At 56.9% G+C, this 21,967-nt stretch carries 21 protein-coding genes and 1 tRNA gene; 11 read left to right on the top strand and 11 right to left on the bottom strand.

Annotation, left to right across the window (positions count from 1 at the left end):
- Positions 1-32 precede the first annotated feature (32 nt).
- Complete coding sequence (locus H7848_RS13615) at positions 33-197, bottom strand: hypothetical protein (protein WP_208352462.1); 165 nt, start codon at positions 195-197, stop codon at positions 33-35.
- A gap of 85 nt (positions 198-282) precedes the next feature.
- Between H7848_RS13615 and H7848_RS20330 the strand changes: the two genes are divergently transcribed.
- The gene (locus H7848_RS20330; protein WP_208352625.1) at positions 283-1,128 is read left to right on the top strand and encodes a recombinase zinc ribbon domain-containing protein; all 846 of its coding nucleotides are present in this window, start codon (positions 283-285) and stop codon (positions 1,126-1,128) included.
- Here the strand turns inward: H7848_RS20330 and H7848_RS13625 are convergent.
- A tRNA-Met gene (locus tag H7848_RS13625) sits at positions 1,085-1,161 on the bottom strand. The genes H7848_RS20330 and H7848_RS13625 overlap by 44 nt on opposite strands.
- A gap of 157 nt (positions 1,162-1,318) precedes the next feature.
- Complete coding sequence (locus H7848_RS13630; protein WP_208352464.1) at positions 1,319-2,251, bottom strand: hydrogen peroxide-inducible genes activator; 933 nt, start codon at positions 2,249-2,251, stop codon at positions 1,319-1,321.
- Between the two features lie 182 nt (positions 2,252-2,433).
- Here H7848_RS13630 and katG point away from each other — a divergent pair, with 182 nt between their 5' ends.
- Positions 2,434-4,647, top strand: coding sequence for a catalase/peroxidase HPI (katG, locus tag H7848_RS13635; RefSeq protein ID WP_208352465.1), 2,214 nt, complete (start codon positions 2,434-2,436; stop codon positions 4,645-4,647).
- Between the two features lie 100 nt (positions 4,648-4,747).
- Here the strand turns inward: katG and H7848_RS13640 are convergent, their stop codons facing one another.
- Positions 4,748-7,039, bottom strand: a complete 2,292-nt coding sequence (locus tag H7848_RS13640) for a glycosyl hydrolase family 28-related protein (RefSeq protein WP_208352467.1) — start codon at positions 7,037-7,039, stop codon at positions 4,748-4,750.
- Positions 7,040-7,214: 175 nt separating this feature from the next.
- Here H7848_RS13640 and H7848_RS13645 point away from each other — a divergent pair, with 175 nt between their 5' ends.
- From H7848_RS13645 to H7848_RS13655, 3 genes are read left to right on the top strand one after another with little or no spacing between them, the layout of a single operon-like run.
- Positions 7,215-7,628: a hypothetical protein gene (locus H7848_RS13645; RefSeq protein ID WP_208352469.1), complete on the top strand. Its 414-nt coding sequence runs from the start codon at positions 7,215-7,217 to the stop codon at positions 7,626-7,628.
- 37 nt (positions 7,629-7,665) lie between these two features.
- Positions 7,666-8,964: a PepSY-associated TM helix domain-containing protein gene (locus tag H7848_RS13650; protein WP_208352470.1), complete on the top strand. Its 1,299-nt coding sequence runs from the start codon at positions 7,666-7,668 to the stop codon at positions 8,962-8,964.
- Between the two features lie 53 nt (positions 8,965-9,017).
- Positions 9,018-9,851 (top strand): DJ-1/PfpI family protein, encoded by an 834-nt coding sequence (locus H7848_RS13655; RefSeq protein WP_208352473.1) that lies wholly within the window; start codon positions 9,018-9,020, stop codon positions 9,849-9,851.
- On the opposite strand, the gene H7848_RS13660 is transcribed toward H7848_RS13655, so the two are convergent.
- From H7848_RS13660 to H7848_RS13690, 7 genes are read right to left on the bottom strand one after another with little or no spacing between them, the layout of a single operon-like run.
- Positions 9,837-10,787 (bottom strand): zinc-dependent alcohol dehydrogenase, encoded by a 951-nt coding sequence (locus H7848_RS13660; RefSeq protein ID WP_208352475.1) that lies wholly within the window; start codon positions 10,785-10,787, stop codon positions 9,837-9,839. The two genes, H7848_RS13655 and H7848_RS13660, sit on opposite strands and share 15 nt — an antisense overlap.
- Entirely contained in the window at positions 10,784-11,518 is a 735-nt protein-coding gene (locus H7848_RS13665; RefSeq protein WP_208352476.1) for an SDR family NAD(P)-dependent oxidoreductase, read from the bottom strand. The genes H7848_RS13660 and H7848_RS13665 overlap by 4 nt, the downstream gene beginning before the upstream one ends.
- A complete protein-coding gene (gene hisD, locus H7848_RS13670) occupies positions 11,518-12,819 on the bottom strand; it encodes a histidinol dehydrogenase (RefSeq protein ID WP_208352477.1) in 1,302 nt (433 codons plus the stop codon). The genes H7848_RS13665 and hisD overlap by 1 nt, the downstream gene beginning before the upstream one ends.
- A gap of 30 nt (positions 12,820-12,849) precedes the next feature.
- The gene (locus H7848_RS13675; RefSeq protein WP_208352479.1) at positions 12,850-13,896 is read right to left on the bottom strand and encodes an ABC transporter substrate-binding protein; all 1,047 of its coding nucleotides are present in this window, start codon (positions 13,894-13,896) and stop codon (positions 12,850-12,852) included.
- 24 nt (positions 13,897-13,920) lie between these two features.
- Positions 13,921-14,715 (bottom strand): ABC transporter ATP-binding protein, encoded by a 795-nt coding sequence (locus H7848_RS13680; RefSeq protein WP_208352482.1) that lies wholly within the window; start codon positions 14,713-14,715, stop codon positions 13,921-13,923.
- The gene (locus H7848_RS13685; protein ID WP_208352485.1) at positions 14,712-15,485 is read right to left on the bottom strand and encodes an ABC transporter permease; all 774 of its coding nucleotides are present in this window, start codon (positions 15,483-15,485) and stop codon (positions 14,712-14,714) included. The genes H7848_RS13680 and H7848_RS13685 overlap by 4 nt, the downstream gene beginning before the upstream one ends.
- On the bottom strand, positions 15,482-16,249 hold the full coding sequence (locus tag H7848_RS13690; protein WP_208352488.1) for an ABC transporter permease: 768 nt from the start codon (positions 16,247-16,249) through the stop codon (positions 15,482-15,484). Before H7848_RS13690 ends, H7848_RS13685 begins: the two co-directional genes overlap by 4 nt.
- A gap of 115 nt (positions 16,250-16,364) precedes the next feature.
- On the opposite strand from H7848_RS13690, the gene H7848_RS13695 reads away from it, so the two are divergent.
- From H7848_RS13695 to upp, 6 genes are read left to right on the top strand one after another with little or no spacing between them, the layout of a single operon-like run.
- On the top strand, positions 16,365-17,390 hold the full coding sequence (locus H7848_RS13695) for a LacI family DNA-binding transcriptional regulator (protein WP_208352490.1): 1,026 nt from the start codon (positions 16,365-16,367) through the stop codon (positions 17,388-17,390).
- A gap of 21 nt (positions 17,391-17,411) precedes the next feature.
- The gene (locus H7848_RS13700) at positions 17,412-17,837 is read left to right on the top strand and encodes a cytidine deaminase (protein ID WP_419555512.1); all 426 of its coding nucleotides are present in this window, start codon (positions 17,412-17,414) and stop codon (positions 17,835-17,837) included.
- Between the two features lies 1 nt (position 17,838).
- Entirely contained in the window at positions 17,839-19,146 is a 1,308-nt protein-coding gene (locus H7848_RS13705; protein WP_208352494.1) for a thymidine phosphorylase, read from the top strand.
- Complete coding sequence (locus tag H7848_RS13710) at positions 19,146-20,336, top strand: phosphopentomutase (protein WP_208352496.1); 1,191 nt, start codon at positions 19,146-19,148, stop codon at positions 20,334-20,336. The genes H7848_RS13705 and H7848_RS13710 overlap by 1 nt, the downstream gene beginning before the upstream one ends.
- Positions 20,333-21,310: an adenosine deaminase gene (locus H7848_RS13715; protein WP_208352499.1), complete on the top strand. Its 978-nt coding sequence runs from the start codon at positions 20,333-20,335 to the stop codon at positions 21,308-21,310. Before H7848_RS13710 ends, H7848_RS13715 begins: the two co-directional genes overlap by 4 nt.
- A complete protein-coding gene (gene upp / locus H7848_RS13720; RefSeq protein WP_208352501.1) occupies positions 21,303-21,935 on the top strand; it encodes a uracil phosphoribosyltransferase in 633 nt (210 codons plus the stop codon). Before H7848_RS13715 ends, upp begins: the two co-directional genes overlap by 8 nt.
- Positions 21,936-21,967: the final 32 nt, after the last annotated feature.

Genomic DNA, 21,967 nt, shown 5'->3' on the forward strand with positions numbered 1-21,967 from the left:
CGACGCAAAGATCCTGAAAATGAGAGAGGAGATCAAAAAGAAGACAATCCAAACACGTCGCTTGCAGCACCAATCAGCTGCCGCATAAACTCAAACTCAAACTCAAACTCAAACTCAAACTCAAACTCAAACTCAAACTGAAACTCAAACTGAAACTGAAACTGAAACTGAAACTGAAACTGAACCAGAGCCTCCACTACCAAACAGCCTCAGTTCTCCGAAAAACTCTGAAGACGGACACAAGTTTTCGAAGTGCCGCATCTGAGAATTATATCTGACGAGATGTGGGACGCCGTTAAGCAACGTCAAGCGAACTATGAAGCAAATAACTCTAAGTCATCTCCCTCGACCCGGGAAAAACTCGACCTTAACCAAGCTCTGCGGCGCAAAAAATATCTGCTGTCGGGGTTATTGGAGTGTGGTCAGTGTGGTGGTAAACTCACTATTGCAGGTAGCGGCGCTAGAAGGCGTTACTATTGTGCGAACGCAAAAGAAAAAGGTCCGGCAGTCTGTGTGGGCTTCAAAGGGATACTACAAACCGAGGTCGAAAAACTTGTTTTGACCGGTCTCCGCGATAAATTGCTGGAGCCAAAAGCCTTTGAAATATTTGTAAAAGAATTCAAATCACATATCCGAAGCTATAATAAAGATCTAGAAAATGTTATCTCTCAGGGTGACAAAAGCATAAGAGAGACTGAGGACAAGCTTCGACATATCATATCAGCGATCGAGAATGGCGCCTTTGCTCCTGCTTTGAACGACCGTTTGAAGGCACTTCAATGTGAACTGGAGGAAAAGCGTGCCAGACGAGAAGCTATTAGTTCAAGTGAAGTTCCGTTTCCATCAAATCTTCCAGCCCTCTATCGCACATACATTGATGATCTTGCGAAGACACTGGCAAAGGAAGCAATTTCTGGAAGAGCGGGCGAAGAACTTCGTTCGATGATACAGCGCATCGAAGTACAATACGATAGGCAATCCAAACACCACTGTATCGACATAGAAGGCGACATAATAGCAATGCTGAGCGCCGCCAATCCCTCAAGCGCAGATGAATATGAACTCTCCAAAAGTTCGATAAAGTTGGTTGCGGGAGTAGGATTTGAACCTACGACCTTCAGGTTATGAGCCTGACGAGCTACCGGGCTGCTCCATCCCGCGCCAACAGTGGCTAGTTATGCCAAGTTGTCAGCAGGTTCAACCCCTGTCTGGGACAAAATGTAACCGATTTATTACAAGGCGACGTAAGCCCTTTGTTTCTTGATCTGCCGCGCAAAACTTTAATCTATCTTGCTCGAAGGGCTTCTGATTTTGTCAGTCATCGCATACCCGCTTTGGGCATGTTGTCGGATGATAGATACAGGAACTCTGCGGATTGTCGGACGACCTGTGACAGTTGCAGCAGTTGCTTTGCCATCGGGCTGGTCTTGCGCCAGATCATTCCGATGGTCCGCGATGGTTGAGGTTCTTTAAATCGGGCGACCGAGACGGCGGCTGATCGTCGTTCTACTGATAGCGCCATTTCCGGGATCAATGTGACGCCTATGCCGACGCTGACCATCTGAACCAGAGTTGATAGCGAACTGCCTTCCAGCATTTCACGCGGCAGCGCAGATTGGATGTTGCAGAACGACAGGGCCTGATCGCGAAAGCAGTGGCCCTCCTCTAACAGCAACAGGCGCATTTCGCGCAGGGCGTCGCGATCAGGGGTCGGTTTGTTCTGATCTGCCATAGGCCTGACAAGAACGAAATTTTCCTTGAACAATTCGACCTCGGTAAAGGATGGCTCGGACACGGGCAAGGCGACAATCGCAGCGTCCAGGCGGCCCCGTGACAGTTCTTCGATCAGGTTCGGGGTAATCGTTTCGCGCAGATAGATGTCCAGTTCGGTATGCGTTTTTGACAGCTCGCTGATCAGCGTAGGCAACAGATAGGGCGCCACCGTCGGAATGACGCCCATGCGCAGCCGGCCCGCCAGTTCATCCTGCGAGGCGCGTGCCAGATCGCCCAGTTCATCGACCGCCCGCAGAATATCGCGCACGCGTTCTGCAAACTCTTCGCCCAGTGTTGTCAGCCGGACCTGCCGTGCACTGCGTTCAAACAGCGTTGCGCCAAGGGTTTCTTCAAGGTCCTTGATCTGAACTGACAAAGCCGGTTGGGTAATGGAACAGACAGCCGCAGCGTGTCCGAAATGCCCGTGCCGGGCCAGGGCCTCAAAATATCGAAGCTGTTTCAGGGTTAAATTCTTCATAAGGGAAACTAATCGCACCTATTAGTTTATTCAACTTAATCTTATGATTGTCGTCTGGTAAACTATTAACTGAACATCGGAGTTATCAATATGTCAGATCATTCGACTATCGCGGCCTGACGATTTTCCTCTGATGATCATCATCCACGTATCAGCTCACGCAGACCAAATCGGAGATTATCATGGACGGAGCCCCACTCGAAGAGAAAGGTCAGTGCCCTGTTTTCGGCGGTACCAACAGGAACAAAGCCATGGGCAGCAACGCAAATCAGCATTGGTGGCCGAACCAGTTGAACCTGAAAATCCTACATCAGAATTCACCTGCGTCCAATCCGATGGCCAAAAATTTCAACTATGCGAAAGAATTTGAAAGCCTCGATTTCAAGGCGCTGAAAGAGGATCTGTATGCACTGATGACAGATTCGCAGGATTGGTGGCCTGCGGATTACGGGCACTATGGTCCGCTGTTCATTCGGATGGCGTGGCATAGCGCGGGCACCTACCGTATTTCTGATGGTCGCGGTGGCGGTGCTTCGGGCACGCAACGGTTTGCGCCCCTGAACAGCTGGCCCGACAATGCCAACCTGGACAAGGCACGCCGCCTGCTTTGGCCGATTAAGCAGAAGTACGGCAACAAGATTTCCTGGGCCGACCTGATGCTGTTGGCGGGCAACTGTGCCATCGAATCGATGGGGGGCAAGACATTCGGTTTCGGCGGTGGCCGCGAAGATGTGTGGGAACCTGAAGAAGATATCTATTGGGGCCCTGAGGCCGAATGGCTGGGCGACGCGCGCTATTCCGGCGATCGTGAGCTGGCAAACCCGCTGGCCGCTGTCCAGATGGGTCTAATCTATGTGAACCCAGAAGGTCCCAATGGCGAACCTGACCCTGTCGCCTCGGCCCGTGATATTCGGGAAACTTTTGCGCGTATGGCGATGAACGACGAAGAAACCGTCGCCCTGGTCGCTGGTGGTCATACCTTTGGTAAGTGCCACGGCGCGGGTGATGCGGGCCTGGTCGGCCCCGAACCCGAAGGTGCGACAATCGTGGAACAGGGTCTGGGTTGGACCAGCACATTCGAAAGTGGTCGCGGCATGCACACGATCACCAGCGGGCTGGAGGGCGCCTGGACACCGACCCCGACCAAGTGGGACATGAGCTATTTCGACATGCTGTTCGGCCATGAGTGGGAACTGGTGAAAAGCCCCGCAGGCGCCTGGCAGTGGGCCCCGAAAGACGTGGCCGAAAAAGATATGGCACCCGATGCCCACAATCCGGACAAGCGCGTGCTGACTATGATGTCGACAGCCGATATGGCGCTGCGGATGGACCCGGCCTATGAAAAGGTTTCGCGTCGGTATCATGAAAACCCCGATGAGTTTGCCGATGCTTTCGCGCGCGCGTGGTTCAAACTGACCCACCGCGATATGGGCCCGCGCGACCGTTATCTGGGCGAAGAGGTGCCAGCCGAAGAGTTGATCTGGCAAGATCCCGTACCCGCCGTTGATCACGATCTGATTGACGATCAGGACATTGCAGATCTTAAGGCGAAGATTCTGGAAACAGGTCTTTCCTTGCAGGAACTTGCATCTACAGCCTGGGCGTCGGCATCGACCTTCCGCGGCAGTGACAAACGCGGTGGCGCCAACGGCGCGCGTATCCGTCTAGCCCCGCAGAAAGACTGGGCGGCGAATAATCCCGACCAGTTGTCCCGCGTGTTCAATGCGTTGGAAGGCGTTCAAACGGCGTTCAATGATGCTCAATCCGGTGGGAAAAAAGTATCGATGGCCGACCTGATTGTTCTGGGTGGTTGCGCCGCCATTGAGCAAGCTGCAAAGGTCGCCGGGCATGATATCACAGTTCCTTTCGCACCGGGGCGTACGGACGCAACGGACGAACAGACTGATGTCGAATCCTTTGCCGTGCTTGAACCCAAAGCCGACGGTTTCCGCAATTACCTGGCCAGCGATGTTCAGGGGGAACCTGCCGATTTGCTGGTCGACAAAGCCAATCTGCTGACACTGACCGCACCTGAGATGACAGTGCTGATCGGTGGCATGCGCGCCTTGGGCCTGAACGCCGACGGCTCAAAACACGGGGTCTTCACAGATCGCCCCGGCACGCTGACCAATGATTTCTTTGTCAACCTGCTGGACATGGGCACCGAATGGAAACCCGCGCCGGACAGCGACGAAGTGTTGGAAGGTCGGGATCGCAAAACCGGTGATCTGAAATGGACAGCGACCGTGGTCGATCTGGTCTTCGGATCGAATTCGCAGCTGCGCGCCCTGTCCGAGGTTTATGCGACAGATCAGGCCGGGCTGAGCTTTGTTCAGGATTTCGTGGCCGCCTGGACCAAGGTCATGAACCTGGATCGGTTTGATCTGGCAAAGTAAGTTCACCGTCACAGACCAACATAAAAAACGACACCTCGATTTTTCATTGAGGTGTCGCATTTTCGAACCGGCACCGAAATGCCGCAAAGCCCTTCTTGACTTATAGCGGGTTATCCACGCGGGCGGTCAGCATAACCGTGCCACGACAATTCTGGGGCCATCGCAATTCGATCTCGCTTCCTGATGCACCTTGGCTCAGTTCAACATAGGGCTGCGAATAAATCGTGGTGTTACCGCTGCTGATCGGGCCATCGTTAACCACACTTTCACACCAACGTGCGCGACCCCCAAATGGCAGATGTGGCGCAAGATCGATCCGCCAGACCGACTGGTCAGAATTCTGTTCATGCCGGATGGATACCGGGTTCTGTGTGACTTCATCGACTGAGTTATAGGTATTCCCCTCAATCAAAATATTCCGCAGCCGGTTATAGTTCAGATCAGCAAAGCTGGTGTCCACCTTTTCGATCCGCCGAATATTGTTGTTCAACGATTTGTAGACATTGCAGGACATGTTCAGCCCGTGCACAAAATGTCCCGCGCCATAGGGCTTGATTACAAAGAAGCTGAAGTCGCTTGATACATCGTTGCAGGTAAAGATGTTACCCGTAACAGTCAGCCCGCCGAATGAGAACTGTGAATTATACTCAGGCGTTGGATCGTGTTCGTTGGTCCATTCGATGAAGTTGTTATCGATGTAATTGCCAGTGATCGCCGATTTCACATTTGGCGTGGTGAAGATAAGACCACCGATTGCAACGCCTTCGGGTTCGTCATCGCCCTGAAACCAGTGATTGCCCACAATCAGATTGCCTTCACCGCACAGCATCGCAAAGTGCTTGAACTTCATCGCGCGGTTGTTGCGCAGCTTGACGTCGTTCTTATTGGCGTTCAGCGCAACCGTTGTCCGATCCTGAACCCGCAAAGCGGTCTCATTCGACAAGAATTGGCAGGCCTCGATAATCATGCCTTGGCAGGCCGAACCGGCTGATGTGATCCCACGATCCTTGGGTTTGTTGATCGTGCAATTGTGCATCTCAAAAATGCTGCCGGACTTCGCCATGATCAGGCCACTGCTGCGCCCGTTACACTGCAGCTCGATGCTGTCCAGAACCAGTCTGGAATATCTTTCAAACCCCAGGAAATCCAACAGATACTTGAACCGCTTGAAGGTATAGGTCTGGGTACCGGCTGCACCATAAAGCGGTTGTGTCAGCGTCAGTGTGCCTGCTGCGATGTTGCGATCAGCCACGTAAACCTCACGCCCCACGCCGTTGCCTTCGATCAGTGAACCCACCTCAATGTTTGCGACATTCACTACATTTATCAGCATGCGGTCGTTCTGTATCGAATAGGATGCGGTTGATGTGACCTCGGTCGTGTCCCAGCCACTGCTGGATAGGGCGTCCAACTGGCCATTCCGGATCACCCGACGGATCTGATAGGCATCGCGATTGTTGACCGCCGCCTGCATATCAATCGGACGATCCAGTTGAACCCGGCGACCACCCATATCCAGACTTTCATGATCACCGCTGTTCAGCATCGCCTGAAACGCTTTTTCGAAGGCCCGGCGTTCGTCCTTGAAGGCTTCGATATAGGTTGGCAGATCGAAGTTTTTGCGCAGGTTCAACCTGTTTTCGTCAGGCATGATAATACGGCCTTCGAACCGAATGCGGGAATCGATCGTGACGTCATCGGCCAGCAGATATGTTCCCTCTGGCACCACGATGACCCGACCGTTGGCAGCCCGATCTGCGGCCTCAAACGCCGCAGCGTCATTGGCCACGCCATCACCAATTGCGCCGTAATCCTGAACGTCGACAATATCGATCATGTCCCGCAGGAACAGGTTTGTTACATCTTCAATGATCAGATCATCGATCCGCACAACACCCCCGGCAGGTCCGGTCAGATCCAGACCGAAGTGGCCATAAACCACGTCACTGTTCCACGGCATGTCGACGCCGTCCCGTGTGCCGGTTCCGACGATCGCCGATACCTCAACCACCTGACCGTATTGCGTCAAACTTGTCGCCGGGCCCACGGCGGTCAGTCCCGTCACATTCGACCCGCCAGCATCCCCGGCCCAACCGGCAATACGAACGTTGGGCAGGTTGCCCGCAATCGCCTTGATCCTGGCCGTCACTCGCAGATAGCACCCCGGCAAAATCGGCGTCTGCCCCATATAGCGCAGCTTCTGCACGTCCAACTCGGTCTTGACCATCTCAAGACAGCCGCCAAAGTCCTGATCGGCCGGCACAAAAGCCGCGTTCGCAGCGCCGTCATACGTATCCGATCCGGGCGTTCCGTCGCCGCTGGACCATTGATCCAAACCAAATTGGAATGCGGGCGGCATAAAGACCAACCCATCGGTGATTGCTTTGTTCATCAAAACCCCTTTCAGGCCGCAAGGGACAGGCCTGCGCGCTATCCTTCTCTTAGCCGTTTGCACGGAAATCCCTGATCCGAAGACCCTGCGCCTTCGGTTGCGAAAAGAAGTATCAACGAATGGTAAACAGCTTCTCATACCACCGTACGGTGGGTCGCCGGGACGATTTTGCATCTTGCAGCCGGGGAACCAGCGCGATACCGACAGTGCTATCGTGATCCGGTTTTTTGCCCATATCGCATTGCTGCCCCGCGGTCTTTTGATCGCCTGTATCGTCTTGGGCGTTCTTGTCCCGCGTATGGGGGCCGTCATCGGCGAAGCTGTCGGGCTTCAGACCTTTGTGATCTGCACGGGCGATGGCTTGCGGGCCGTCACTCTTGACCAAAACGGTGATCCAATCGAAACCGAGATCGAAGATCACGGTCCATGCCTTGCCGCCATTGTGCAGGCGCAACTGACCGCACCGCCGTCTGCATGGCAGCGATTGATTGGTCAGCCCGACGGCCCGCCCAAGGCACTCGGCACAATCATAACCACAACTGTCTGGGATGGCCCGCCGCCCAAAAGGGGACCCCCTGCGATCGTCTGAAATCATTCAATTTTCAACGATACTGATAGGAAAACCTATGACAGAAATCTCCGCCTCGGGCCCCGAGCGGCGTGATGCTGCACATGGCGGCACTCTTTACCGCATGGTATGGAAATGGCACTTTCTCGCTTCACTTTATGTCTTGCCGTTTATGGCAATGCTGTCGCTGACCGGCGGCATTTATCTGTACAAACCACAAATCGAAGCCTGGCTTTATGCCGACCGCATGACCGTCACCCCGCAGGACGACACGCTATCGCTTGAAGAACAGGCAGCCACACTACAGGTCGGTCGCATCCGCGGCATCACGCTGACAGGTGCCGACGATACCTCAACCGTCATCGAATATGATACATCTGATGGTGTCCGTTCATTGGCCTGGGTCAACCCATATGACGGAAATATTCTAGGTAGTGTCGCTCGTGATGAAATGGCTATGCAGGTCGTCCGCAAGATACATGGCGAACTGCTTTTGGGCGATTTCGGCACTAAGTTTGTAGAACTGGCCGCACATTGGGCTGTGGTCATGTTTGTCACCGGCATCATCCTGTGGTGGCCGCGTGGATCACGCCGCCTGTCCGACGCCATACGCCCGCCGCGCGGATCACCCAAAACACGCAACTGGTGGCGCGAAACACATCTGTTCACCGGTATGCTGGCCACTATTTTGATCGTTCCTATCATAATTTCCGGTCTGCCATGGACCGATATCTGGGGCGGCAGTCTTGATCGCGTGCAGCAGGCGACCGGGCAATCCTCAAAAAGCCTGCGGTTTGGCAGCGACACCCCGAAAAGCCTGGCGTCCCAGGGGGATACGATCCCTTGGGCACAAGTTATTGAGACCGCAAGGGCCCAGGATCTGGTTTATCCATTGGAAATGCGTCCGCCCCGTAAAGCCGATGACGCCTTCTGGATCCGCAGCGCCTCAACCAACAGGACCGATCAGACCGAACTGGTCATCGACCGCTACAGTGGCGCCGTGTTGGCCCGTGTTGATTTTGCTGATAATCCGCCCGTCGCTAGGGCTGTCAGTTGGGGTATTTCGTTCCATCAGGGCGAAGCCTACGGCTGGTTGAATCTGGCCCAGAACACCATCGCAGCGATACTGGGCGTCGCCCTGTCGCTGTCAGGGTTTGTCGCCTGGTGGAAACGACGGCCTGCGGGATCATTAGGCGTGCCTGCAGCGCCTGAGGCATCGCTGGGAACCGGAATGATCATACTGGCCATCGCCCTGATGATCCTGTTCCCGTTGATGGGCGCATCCCTGATCATCGTTCTAATCCTGGATTGGCTGATCTTTCAAAGGGTTGGATGGTTTCGACCTAAAGCACTCTGACAAAAAGGCTGGTCCGGCACCGGGCCACAAAATCATCGAAAAAGGATATCAAAATGGACAGACGCACTTTTACCGCCATCGCAGCCCTTGGTTTGATAGCTGCACCTACGCTGCGATCACAGGCGAACCAACCGTTACCAACGGGATCAGTTCGGGAAAATCTGGACACACCCTTGCATGATATGTCGGGCTGGCCCGAAGACTGGGTGGGCGATGAACAGGTTGTCATGCTGGCCTATCCAGGTATGACTGCGCTGGATCTGGTCGGGCCACAGTACATGTTTGGCAGTCTTTGGGGCGCGACTGTAAAGGTTGCTGCCAAAACTCTGGACCCCATTGTCAGTGACACCAGATTGACAATTCTACCGGATGTCACGTTCGAACAAGCCCATGATCGCCCTGATATCCTGTTCGTACCCGGTGGTATCAGCGGTACATTGAACGCGATGGAGGATCAGGAAACGGTCGATTTTCTGGCGTCTCGGGGCGCGGCGGCGTCCTATGTCACGTCTGTCTGCACAGGGGCGCTTTTGCTGGGTCAGGCCGGACTGCTTGATGGGTATCGGGTCGCAACCCACTGGCTGTCGGCGTCCGTCATGGATGCCTTTGGTGCCACCGCAGTCAACGAACGCGTCGTTCGCGACCGAAACCGCATCACAGGCGGTGGTGTCACGGCGGGTATCGATTTCGGCCTGGCCATGATCAAGGAATTGCGCGGTACCGAATACGCCCAAAGCATACAGCTTCTGGCCGAATACGCGCCCGAGCCACCTTTGAACGCGGGTACCCTGGAAACCGCCCCTGCAGATGTGACCGAACGAATGACCGCCATGTTTGCCGGTTTTGAAACCCACGCCCGGGCGGTGGCCGACCTAAGGCTGAAGTAGCACTTTAGGCGCTGCAACCTGTCCCAAGGCCAGTTCGGCAAAGGCCTTGGGTCCCTCTTCCAGCGGGCGGGTTTCGGTTAGCGCCTCAAGGTGATCACTCACGGGCAGTCGCCCATCAAAAATCGCCTGGGCCGTGTCCCGAAAATCATCAGCGGTATAGGTGTAAGTACCGAAAAACGTGATTTCCTGCAGCGTCGCATAGCGCGGATCAAATCCGCCGTTTCCCCCGCCCAGGCCGATATGGGCAATCACACCACCGGGACGCACGTGCGAAAAGGCGGTGGTGCGGGTGGCATCAATGCCCACGGCGTCAATCACTGTGTCGGCCATAACCGGACTATCCAGAACATCTACATCAGGCAAATCCATCAGACGCTTTGCACGGTCCGTATTTGGCTCAACAACCGTCACCCTATCCGCGCCCATCGCGCGCAGTGACAAAGCTGCACCCAGTCCGATTGCGCCGCCGCCCAGCACCATCGCCTCACCCAACGGCGCGATGTTCATGGCCAATCGAACCGCATGCAAGCCGCAGGCAATCGGTTCAGTCAGCGACGCGGCCTCAAGCGGGATACCATCTAGAACAGGCACGCAGTTCGCCTTTGGCGCAGAAACAACCTCAGCAAATCCGCCCGGCCGCGGGGGCATCGACAAGATCTGGCGGTCAGGGCAAAGGTTGTCGCGGCCCGTCGTGCAATACTTACAGACGCCACATGTGACCAGCGGATTAACTGTGACCGGCCGACCATCGCTATCCCATCCGGCGACTTCATGTCCCAGCACGATAGGCGTGGGTCTGCGGGGATCATGGCCTGCATAGGCGTGCATATCTGATCCGCATATCCCACAGAACGCCACGCGGATGGCATTGTTCTCGGGCTCAGAAACCTCTTGCATTTCCAAGGCGTTAGGGGCGGTCTGAACAAGGGCCCTCATTTCGCTGTGAACCCCCCGTCCACATGCAACACCTGGCCCGTCACATAACCAGACGCGTCTGAGGCCAGAAAAACCGCTGGCCCTGTCAGATCATCCAGCACTCCGTTTCGACCAATACAGGTTTGCGCGGCATTGCGGGCGGCGCGGTCCGGATCGGAAAAGACGGGCCCCGTCAGTTCAGTCGGAAAGAACCCCGGCGCGATGGCGTTGACTGTGATGCCCTGGGGCGACCAGGCCTCAGCCATGGCGCGGGTCAGTTGGGCGATGCCACCTTTCGACGCGCCATAAGGGATTGAGTTTGGAAAGGCGCGGCTGGATTGCAGCGATGCAAAAGTGATGATGCGCCCCCAGCCATCCATTGCGGGCATCAGCGCACGCGACAGGAAGAAGGGCACCTTCAGATTCAGGTCCAAAGTCTTGTCCCAACTGTCATTGCTGATCTGCTCGGCGGGTTCGCGAAAATTCACACCAGCCGCATGCAACACGATCTGCGGCGGGCCAAAGGGACCCGCCAGATCGCGTGCCAGCGTATCCCAATCGTCGATCTGCAACAGATCAGCGGGGCAGGCCGCGATCCTATCATTGGCCAGTGCCTCAAGCTGATCGGCGCGCCGGGCAACCGCCACAACCCGGGCCCCGTGATCGGCCAAGGCGCCCGCCAGATGCGCACCGATGCCGGATGAGGCACCGGTGACAACAGCTACACGCCCCGACAGATCAAAAAGCCGCATCAGTCAGCGGCAGACAGATCGAAGTTTTCGCCAGGGAAGTACTTGGCCAAGCGGACATCTGCGGTGCGTGCGTGGCCTTCCATCCCTTCCAGACGGCTGATCCGAGCGCAAGCCTGGCCAATGCTGCGGTTCGCTTCACGTGTCGACCTTTGCCATGTCACCGTCTTGATGAATTTGCCCACCGATAGACCGCCGGTGTAGTGCGCAGCCCCCTTGGTTGGCAGAACGTGGTTGGTGCCGGAACACTTGTCGCCATAGGCCACGGTCGTTTCCTCGCCCAAAAACAGCGATCCATAGTTTTGCAAGTTGGCCAGCCACCAATCCAGATCGTCTGCCTGCACCTGAAGATGTTCCGAGGCATATTCATCACTGATCTTGGCGGCCTCATCCCGGTCTTTCGCGACGATGATTTCGCCATATTCATCCCAGGCCCGAACAGCGTTTTCGCGGTTCAGTTCAGGCAGTTCCTGAATGAACATCGGCACCAGTTTTTCGACCTCTTTCGCGAGTTCTAGATCGGTCGAGATCAGCCAAACGGGCGAGTTATACCCATGTTCGGCCTGCCCGACCAAATCCCATGCGACAATGACAGGATCGGCGGTTTTATCGGCGATCACCATGCTTTCGGTGGGGCCTGCAAACATATCGATGCCAACGCGCCCGAACAGAATGCGCTTGGCCTCGGCCACGAACTGATTGCCGGGGCCCGCCAGAACGCGGGCAGGGGGTGTGCCAAACAGACCGAACGCCATGGCCGCGATGCCCTGCACGCCACCCAAATTCAGGATTGTATCTGCGCCGCAAACATCCAGCGCGTAAAGAATCGCGGGGTTCATGCCTTCGCCCGGTTTCGGGGGCGAACAGGCCGTCACATGGGGCACGCCCGCAACCTTGGCCGTTGTCACCGTCATGATCGCACTGGCGACATGGCTGTACCGCCCACCGGGCGCATAACAACCGGCAGCTGACACGGGGATCTGCTTTTGCCCGGCGATGAGGCCTTCGACCACCTCATATTCTGTATCCCGTAGCGACGCGCGCTGTTGTTCGGCAAAGCGGCGCACATTATCGCGGGCAAACAGAATGTCGTCTTTCAGTTTCTGACTAACTTTGCCAGACGCAGCAGCCCGTTCTTCGGCTGACACAACAATCTCGCCTTCGAACCCATCGAACTTGGCTGCGTATCGGCGGGCGGCATCATCTCCGCCCGCCTCAATCTCATCAAGGATGGACTGCACGGTATCACGCACATCACGCTCACCGGTCGCCGCTGTCTTTGAGGCTTTCTTCAGGTAGTCCATCCTTGTCGTCTCCTTTTTTATCTACAAACGTTATTCGCCGCGGGCAAAGGCGGCCAGTTCAGGGGTATCTGCAACAAGCTGCATGTATTGCGCATCAATAAAGCTGGCTGCATCCAGTTCCTGTTCAAGGGTGCCGGTCGATGTCATGTAACCGCCCAGACCATTGAACCATTGAACCGCAGTCGGATTATCGCCCGCCATCAGTTCAAGCTGTTCGTCCAGTGTAAACATCGGACGTGTGTCGATTTCACGCTGAAGGTACTGTTCGTCCAGTTCAACACCGGTCAGTGCATAAAAATCAGCCATCATGGACACGGCTTCATCATTATTGTCGCGGATGTACTGAACACCGCGCAGGAACACCGCCAGATAACGCGCGACCATCTCGGGGTTCGCTTCGGCATAGTCACGGCGTGCAATCAGGGCGCCGGGTACAATGGCGCCTGCATCCTGACCCGAACATAGCAGTGTCGCACCAGCGCGTGCTTCCAGCGTATAGATATTCGGGGCCCAAAGACCGGCCATAGCCCCGGTGCCTGATGCAAATGCGCTGATGATTTCACCCTGGTTCAGGTTCACGACCTCGACATCCTCGGGGTAGTTCAGGCCAAAGCTTTCGATACAGGCGGCTGACGCATATTCACCGGTCGAATTCGTCGTGACCAGCAACTGCTGACCGCGCAGCGCTTCGGCTGGGTTGGCGCGAATGGCCTCGGCATCGGCGCCGCGCACCATCATGGCGTTTCCGGCGGATTCGTTGTTGGTGATACCGATGGTGATGATGTCAAAGCGCGCAGCCCCCAGAACCGCAGGCGCAGACCCGGTGCCGCCCACATCCCAGTCACCTGCCGCAGCTGCCGCGACCTGAGGCGCACCCGATGGGAATGTCGAATAGTTGGGCGACAGCCCCACTTCATCCCACCAGCCCTTCTGGTCGGCAATATAATAAGGCAACGCCCAGTAAAGCGCAGGCTGGTACGATACGTTAACCTCGGTCGTGTGCCCGGCCGCGAATGCTGTTGTCGGCAGGGTCATCGCCCCCGCCACCATTGCGCTTTTCAAGAAGTTAAAAGTCATTTCGGTCATCCTCCCTGGTTGGACCTACATGTCATCGCCCATCTGTTCGCGCAGCAGGCGCCAGACCTGTCCGCGCAGATGCGTGAAGCTTGATTTTTCCATCACATCGTCGATGGGCTCTTCGGACCACTTTTCGGCCTGCCGCGTCTGGGCGACATCGATCACCTCGCGGATATGGCCGGGGTTGCGGCCCATCACCACCACGCGGTCGGCCAGATAGACGGCTTCTTCTACCGAGTGGGTAATGAACATAACGGTGCGCGGATTATCCTTGCTGACGCGCACCAGTTCTTCCTGCATGATTGTTCGGGTCTGGGCGTCCAGCGCGCCAAAGGGTTCGTCCATCAGCAAAACGCCCGGATCGGTTGCGTAACTGCGGGCGATCGCCACACGTTGCTGCATGCCACCTGACAGTTGATGGGGGTACTTATCTTCGGTCCCTTCCATCTTCATCAGGGTCAGATAATGATGAACGGCCTTGTCCCGTTCAGCCTTGCTGGCGCCCTTGGACCGCATTCCGAAAACGATATTTTCCCTTACGGTTTTCCATGGAAACAGCGCAAACTGCTGGAAAACCACCGCCCGGTCGGGACCCGGGCCTTTGACAGGTTTGCCCGCCACGCGGATTTCACCGCGACTGACCGTTTCCAGCCCCGCCACCATTCGCATCAGGGTCGTCTTGCCACAACCCGACGGACCCACGACCGAGATGAATTCCCTGTCTTTCACATGAAAATCGACATCCTTGATTGCAGTAAAGGGCTTGGCCCCGCCTTCGCCGAAAATCTTGGTGATATTATCGATGACAATCTCGCTCATTGTCCCTCCCACTTGCGGCGAACGGCCGTTTCTGCGGCTCTTAGTCCAAAATCGATCGCCAGTCCGACCAGTCCGATGACCAGCATGGATGTGACAACGGTTTCGGGGCTTAGGTTTGATTGCCCCTGGATCATCACATAACCGATGCCTGAACTGACAACGATCAGTTCCGCCCCGATCAGCGATTGCCATCCAAGCCCGGCGGATATGCGCAGGCCCGCGACGATGGATGGCAAGGCGCCGGGCAACAGAACCTCCCACCCGATGCGCAACTCGCTGGCACCATGGGTTTGTGCGGCCTCGATCAGATGACGGTCAACCAGACGCGCGCCACGATAGGCGTTGATGACACAGGGCGCAAAGGCCCCCGTGAAAATAACCATGATCGCGCCACCGATGCCGGTGCCGAACCAAAGTGCTGCAAAGGGCACCCAGGCCAGCGGGGCAACATAACGATATCCTTCAAACAGGGGTGTCACAATGTCTTCCAGCAGACGGAACCGGCCCATCATCAGGCCCAGGGGAATACCGATTGCAGCTGCCAGGCCAAATCCCCCCAGAAAGCGCCCGATCGATGACAGTGCGTGTTCCCACAACAAGGCACCTGCAAAGGGTCGGATCATCATCGTGATTGTGCGGTCGATCACATCGATGGGCGACGGCAGCACAAAGCTGGACACCAGACCGGCCGACACTACTGCCTGCCATCCGCCAAAAAACAGAACCAGACTGGCAATCGAATAGGCCAGCAGGGGAATACGACGCTTCATGTCGTGGCCCTCCAACGGATGACCCGTTTTTCGACGTGACCCAGAAGGATCGTCGTGATTGCGCCTGCGATGGCGATGGCGACCATGGTCACAAGGATCATGGATGTGTTCACATCACGATAGGCGGTCTGCAACGCGCGGCCCAATCCAAGGAAAGCGCCAACCAGTTCGGCGGCCACCAGCGTTGTCCAACTGGCCTGCAGGGATAGGCGCAGGCCGGTGAATATCATGGGGGCTGAGTCCGGCAAATAAACTTCGCTGATCACGCGGGCCTCGGTCGCGCCATGAACGCGCGCGGCCTCGATCAGCGTTTTCCGTACGTTCCTGACGCCAGTATATGTGTTGATGACCGATGGCACAAAGGCGGAAACAAAGATCACAAAGACCTTCGATGCATCGTTCAGGCCGAACCAGACGATGGCAAGTGGAATCCACGCCAAAGGCGGAATGGGACGCAACAGCAGGAAAATCGGGTTTACAAAGGCTTCGATCCGCCGGTCATAGCCCATCAGAAAGCCAAGCGGCATGCCAACGACAACAGCGGTCAGAAACCCGATCAGCACCAGTCGCAGGCTTTGCCAGATGTGTTCCATCAGCGTGCCGCCCGCATAGCCGTCCGACCAGATGCGCCCAAGCGCCGATGCGAACCCTTCGGGGGACGGGAAACGCAGGGGATTGATCAGGCCCGTGCCACTGGTCAGCAGCCACCATAACATAAAAACAACCACAACTGTGATCGCCCCGGTCAGGGTCGAGCGGTTCATCAAGCGGGTCACGCGCTGGCCTTGCGACTTTCAGAATTAGCGAAAACGATTTTCATGCGAATCCCCCTTCTATATTATTGTATGCGCTTACAATTGAGTGTAATAGCATAAAACCATGACTGACAAGCGGGATAATGCAAATTCTGGTACCGGACCGGTCACGCAGGCCGATGTCGCGCGATTTGCCAATGTGTCCACCGCAACCGTCAGTCGAGTGCTGAATGGATCATCGCTTGTTCGGCCCAAGGTGCGTGAAACGGTGGAACAGGCCATCGCTCAGCTTGGGTATGTTCCGAACGAAGGGGCCCGGGCGCTGGCCCGTCGGCGCAGCAATACGCTGGGGGCCATTATTCCGACCCTGAACAATGCGATGTTCGCGGCCGGTATGAACGCGTTTGAGGAAGAAGCGCGTCAGAACGGTTATGGCCTGTTTATCTCGGTTTCCAACTATGATGCCGCGCAGGAAAGTTTTCTGATCCGCCAGATGATCGAACGTGGGGTCGAGGGGTTGCTGTTGGTCGGCAACACCCGCATGGACGAGGCGCGTGATCTGTTGCAGCAATCCGCTATGCGCCACGTCTGCGCCTGGGCTTATGATCCCGCCGCCGGTGCGCCGAACGTCGGTTTTGATAATGCGAAAGCGATGTATGATCTGGTCGATCATGTGGTGGATTGCGGCTATCGAAAAATCGCGATGCTGGCCGCGATGCAGGCGGGCAACGACCGGGCGCAACAGCGTGTGCAGGGGGTCCGGGCCAGACTGGCCCACCACGGATTGAAACTGCATGCCTTTGCTGAGACGCGATATTCGGTCCAATGGGCCAAAAAGGCTGTCGTCCGGATCCTGTCATCGGGTGCTGACGCCATAATTTGCGGGAATGATGTGATCGCCTATGGCGTTCTGTCGTCGGTCAAGGCAAAGGCGTTGACCGTCCCGCGCGATATCGCCGTTGTGGGGTTTGATGATCTGCCGCTGTCTGCCGATCTGGATCCGGCCCTGACCACAGTCCGGGTACCAGCGCATCAGATGGGTCAGCGGGCGGCCTTGGAACTGCTGAACGCGATTGAAGAGGACCGCGATGTCCGGGGCTATCAGCTGGAAACGCATCTGGTTATCCGTGACAGTACGATGCAGCTTTGACCGGGTTGCATCCTGCGCGACATCGGATCAAAGTCGGCGCAGGGGGACAGATGTATGTCTTTGAAAAAAGCAGCGACGGCCGTGCGCGAAAAAGCCTATGCACCTTATTCGAACTTCAAGGTCGGGGCGGCCGTGCGTGGTGCCTCGGGCGCGATCTATTCCGGGTGCAACGTGGAAAACGTGGCTTATCCCGAAGGCACTTGTGCCGAGGCAGGCGCCATCGCCGCCATGGTTGCCGCCGGTGAAACAAAACTGACCGAGGTTGTCGTAATCGCCGACAGCCCCCTGCCGATCAGCCCCTGCGGAGGGTGTCGTCAGAAACTGGCCGAATTCGGGGGCCCCGATACGCCTGTGATCTTGCTGACTGTACAGGGACAGGAACAGGTCACAAACCTTGCCGAATTGCTGCCCGGTGCCTTTTCGACTGAGCATATGGAAAAAAGCTAAGATGCAGGCACATCAAATCCTTGAGCGTTTACGGTACGGTAAACGGCTTGGCGCCGATGAATTAACCTGGTTTGCCACAGGTCTGGCCAGTGGTGCTGTGTCTGATGCGCAAGCCGGCGCCTTTGCTATGGGCCTTTGTCTGCAAGGGCTGGATGATACAGGCCGTGTGGCATTGACCAAAGCCATGCGCGACAGCGGAACGGTTTTGCGCTGGGATCTGGATGCGCCGGTTCTGGACAAACATTCAACGGGGGGTGTGGGCGACAGCACGTCGTTTCTGATTGCGCCCGCCCTGGCTGTGTGTGGGGCCTATGTGCCCATGATTTCGGGACGCGGGTTGGGCCACACAGGCGGCACGCTGGATAAGCTGGAAGCGATCCCCGGCGTCAAAACCGAAGTGACTGAGGCGCTGTTTCGCAAGATCGTGGGCGAAATCGGCTGCGCGATTGTCAGTGCCACGGGCGATATGGCACCTGCTGACAAGAAGCTTTATGCCGTGCGTGATGTCACCGGAACCGTGGCCAGCATCGACCTGATCACGCCATCGATCCTATCCAAGAAACTGGCCGCAGGTCTGGAAGGTCTGGTGCTTGACGTCAAGGTCGGCAGTGGTGCGTTCATGAAAACGATGGAGGATGCCCAAGCTCTGGCCGAGGCACTTGTGAACACGGCCAATGACGCGGGCTGCAAGACCACTGCGCTGATCACTGACATGAACCAGCCGCTGGCAAAATCCATGGGCAACGCGCTTGAGATCATGGAGTGTATGCAGGCCCTGACCGGGGATGAGCATGATCATGAGCTGCCCGATCTGTCCGCCGCCCTTGCGGGCGAATTGCTGGCCAGCGCCGGGCTGGCCGATGATGCCGACGAAGGCGCGACGCAGGTCATGGACAGCTTTTTCGACGGCAGCGCGGCTGAATGTTTTCAGAAGATGATCGCGATGCTGGGCGGCCCACGTGATTTTGTCGAACGCTGGCACGACCGATTGCCCGCAGCCCCTGTTCAGCGGGAGGTCTTTCTTGAGGAAAACGGATATATCACCGCAATGGACGGCCAGGCGCTGGGTCAGGCTGTTGTCAGTTTGGGCGGCGGACGCTTGCGCGAAGGCGATCGGATCGATCCGTCGGTTGGGCTTTCTGATATCATATCCCTCGGTGATCCTGTCGATAGATCCACGCCCGTCATGATGATCCATGCAGCGAGTGAGACCGCCGCGGATCAGGCCGAGGCGGCGGTGAAGGCCGCGATCACCGTGGGGGACGCGGAACCCGATATCCCGCCCACAATCTATCAAAGGGTATCCTGATGCCGCGTGCGTTTCTGGTGGTCATGGACAGTGTCGGATGTGGTGGCGCACCCGATGCCGACGCCTTTGGCGACGCCGGCGCGAACACCCTGGCCCATATTGCCGAGGCGTGCGCGGCCGGTCGCGCGGACGAAGGGCGCAGCGGCCCATTGCAGATGCCAAATCTGGATCGATTGGGGTTGGGGGCGGCGGTGCGACTGGCATCAGACGTGGAAATGCGGGGGTTCAATGCAACGCCCAAGGGTCTTTGGGGCGCCGCGACCGAGGTGTCGAAGGGCAAGGATACCCCGTCAGGTCACTGGGAACTGGCCGGTGTGCCGGTGCCGTTTGACTGGCATTATTTCCCTGATGAAATCCCTTGTTTTTCCGACGATCTGGTGGCCGAAGTCTGCCGTCATGCGGGCGTCGACGGGATTCTGGGCAACCGCCATGCCTCGGGCACGCAGATACTGGTCGAAGAGGGCGCAGAACATATGCAATCGGGCTGGCCCATCTGCTATACCTCGGCCGACAGCGTCTTTCAGATTGCCGCGCATGAGGAAACCTTTGGCCTGGACCGGCTATTGCAGCTGTGTCAGGACATGGCCCCGACCCTGCACGCGATGAAGGTGGGCCGGGTTATTGCGCGCCCCTTCGTCGGCACGCCTGAGGTTGGCTTTACCCGCACCACCAACCGCCATGACTATGCCGTCGCACCCCCAAGCCCTACGCTATGTGATTGGGTTCAGGGCGCGGGGCATCCGGTGCATGCGGTCGGGAAAATCGGGGATATCTTTTCGATGCAGGGCATTGATGATGTGCGCAAGGGCGCGGATGCTGACCTAATGAAGCACCTGATCGATCTGGCAAAAACCGCCGCCGACAACGCCCTGATCTTCGCCAATTTTGTCGAGTTCGACAGCCTTTACGGCCATCGCCGCGACGTCGCCGGATACGCTCGCGCGCTGGAATGGTTCGACGCTCAAATCCCGCGTGTGCTGGAACACTTGCGCGCTGATGATCTGATCATATTCACCGCTGATCATGGCAACGATCCGACTTGGACGGGTACTGATCACACCCGCGAACGGGTGCCTGTGGTGGGGAATATCCCACGTCAGGCCGGACTGATTGGCTTTGCCGATGTCGCGGCCAGCATCGCCATGCATCTGGGTATTCCCAACCAAGGACCGGGGCGCAGTTTTCTATGAACAAGATCGAATTGCACCTGCATCTGGAAGGCGCTGCACCACCTGCCTTTATCCGTGGTTTAGCCCAGGAAAAGGGGATGCGGCTGGACGGCGTATTTGATGAAAACGGCCATTACGCGCACACAGATTTCGCGCATTTCTTGGAAGTTTACGAAGCCGCGACAGCAGCGCTGAAAACGCCCGAGGATTATCATCGCCTGACCCTAGCCGTTCTGGAAGAAAGTGCGAAACATGGCGTGATCTATTCCGAAACCTTCCTGTCACCCGATTTCTGCGGGGGTGGCGATGTTGCGGCCTGGCGGGAATATCTGCAAGCCATTCAAGAGGCCGCAGATCAGGCGGAACGCACCCACGGCATCGTGCTGCGCGGGATTGTCACCTGCATCCGTCATTTCGGCCCGGATCAGGCCAAGCGCGCAGCCCTTTGTGCTGCGGAAACGGCAAGTGATTGGCTGGTGGGTTTTGGCATCGCGGGGGCTGAAACGGTCGGTGAACCCATTGATTTTGCCTACAGCTTCGACATGGCGCGCGAGGCGGATTTGCATCTGACCGCCCATGCCGGCGAATGGCGCGGACCAAAAGGGATCAGGGATACGATCCGTGATCTACGCGTCGAACGGATCGGCCACGGCGTTCGCGCGATTGAGGACCCCGCGCTGGTGGATGAACTGGCCGAAAGTGAAATCGTGCTTGAGGTTTGCCCGGGGTCAAATGTGGCCCTTGGTGTGTATCCCGATTGGGCCAGCCACCCGATCGGAAAGTTGTATAGCGCAGGGGTCAAGGTGACGGTTTCGACCGACGATCCCCCGTTTTTCCATACCACGATGACCCACGAATATGATCGCCTGGCCGAAACTTTTGGCTGGGATGACGGCGTGTTTCTTGAGCTGAACAAAACCGCGTTGCAGGCGGCCTTTTGTCGTGATGATCTGAAAACCGACCTGATGAAAAGACTGGAGCCGCCCGATGTCTGACCACCTGACCGTTGTCACCCACCCGCTGGTGCAACACAAACTGACGCTGATGCGGCGACGCGAAACCTCAACAGCTGAATTCCGGCGCCTTTTGCGCGAAATCAGCCAGCTTCTGGCCTATGAGATCACGCGCGAACTGCCCTTGGCGCATCGCACGATTGAAACCCCGTTGACCGAGATGGAAGCGCCTGTTTTAGCAGGTAAAAAGCTGGCGCTGGTGTCGATCCTGCGGGCCGGTAACGGGCTGTTGGATGGTGTTCTGGAACTTATCCCGTCAGCGCGCGTGGGGTTCGTGGGGCTTTACCGCGATGAAGAGACTTTGCAGCCGGTTCAGTACTACTGCAAATTGCCTGATGCGCTGGAAGACCGTCTGGTGATCGCCGTTGACCCGATGCTGGCCACCGGCAATTCATCGGCCGCCGCGGTCGATCTGATGAAACAGGCGGGGGCCACGAACATCCGTTTCATGTGCCTTCTGGCCGCGCCCGAAGGCGTCGCCCGCATGAAAGAGGCGCACCCCGACGTACCAATCGTCACCGCCGCACTGGACAAGAAGCTGAATGATAAAGGGTACATCGTGCCCGGCCTGGGGGACGCCGGGGATCGGATGTTTGGGACGAAGTAGCAGCTTCGCCCCGTTCATAGCAAGTGTCGGCC

Origin of the sequence: Pseudaestuariivita rosea, from assembly GCF_017592335.1 — a bacterium.
Taxonomy (GTDB): Bacteria; Pseudomonadota; Alphaproteobacteria; order Rhodobacterales; family Rhodobacteraceae; genus Parasulfitobacter; species Parasulfitobacter rosea.

Excerpts from the sequence above, each read along its gene's own strand:
- H7848_RS13685 (WP_208352485.1), bottom strand. The coding sequence starts at position 15,485 with ATGAAGCGTCGTATTCCCCTGCTGGCCTATTCGATTGCCAGTCTGGTT.
- H7848_RS13695 (WP_208352490.1), top strand. The coding sequence starts at position 16,365 with ATGACTGACAAGCGGGATAATGCAAATTCTGGTACCGGACCGGTCACG.
- H7848_RS13710 (WP_208352496.1), top strand. The coding sequence starts at position 19,146 with ATGCCGCGTGCGTTTCTGGTGGTCATGGACAGTGTCGGATGTGGTGGC.
- H7848_RS13655 (WP_208352473.1), top strand. The coding sequence starts at position 9,018 with ATGGACAGACGCACTTTTACCGCCATCGCAGCCCTTGGTTTGATAGCT.
- H7848_RS13630 (WP_208352464.1), bottom strand. The coding sequence starts at position 2,251 with ATGAAGAATTTAACCCTGAAACAGCTTCGATATTTTGAGGCCCTGGCC.
- upp (WP_208352501.1), top strand. The coding sequence starts at position 21,303 with ATGTCTGACCACCTGACCGTTGTCACCCACCCGCTGGTGCAACACAAA.
- katG (WP_208352465.1), top strand. The coding sequence starts at position 2,434 with ATGGACGGAGCCCCACTCGAAGAGAAAGGTCAGTGCCCTGTTTTCGGC.
- H7848_RS20330 (WP_208352625.1), top strand. The coding sequence starts at position 283 with ATGTGGGACGCCGTTAAGCAACGTCAAGCGAACTATGAAGCAAATAAC.
- H7848_RS13680 (WP_208352482.1), bottom strand. The coding sequence starts at position 14,715 with ATGAGCGAGATTGTCATCGATAATATCACCAAGATTTTCGGCGAAGGC.
- H7848_RS13665 (WP_208352476.1), bottom strand. The coding sequence starts at position 11,518 with ATGCGGCTTTTTGATCTGTCGGGGCGTGTAGCTGTTGTCACCGGTGCC.
- H7848_RS13650 (WP_208352470.1), top strand. The coding sequence starts at position 7,666 with ATGACAGAAATCTCCGCCTCGGGCCCCGAGCGGCGTGATGCTGCACAT.
- H7848_RS13715 (WP_208352499.1), top strand. The coding sequence starts at position 20,333 with ATGAACAAGATCGAATTGCACCTGCATCTGGAAGGCGCTGCACCACCT.
- H7848_RS13690 (WP_208352488.1), bottom strand. The coding sequence starts at position 16,249 with ATGAACCGCTCGACCCTGACCGGGGCGATCACAGTTGTGGTTGTTTTT.
- H7848_RS13705 (WP_208352494.1), top strand. The coding sequence starts at position 17,839 with ATGCAGGCACATCAAATCCTTGAGCGTTTACGGTACGGTAAACGGCTT.
- H7848_RS13675 (WP_208352479.1), bottom strand. The coding sequence starts at position 13,896 with ATGACTTTTAACTTCTTGAAAAGCGCAATGGTGGCGGGGGCGATGACC.
- H7848_RS13640 (WP_208352467.1), bottom strand. The coding sequence starts at position 7,039 with ATGAACAAAGCAATCACCGATGGGTTGGTCTTTATGCCGCCCGCATTC.
- hisD (WP_208352477.1), bottom strand. The coding sequence starts at position 12,819 with ATGGACTACCTGAAGAAAGCCTCAAAGACAGCGGCGACCGGTGAGCGT.
- H7848_RS13660 (WP_208352475.1), bottom strand. The coding sequence starts at position 10,787 with ATGAGGGCCCTTGTTCAGACCGCCCCTAACGCCTTGGAAATGCAAGAG.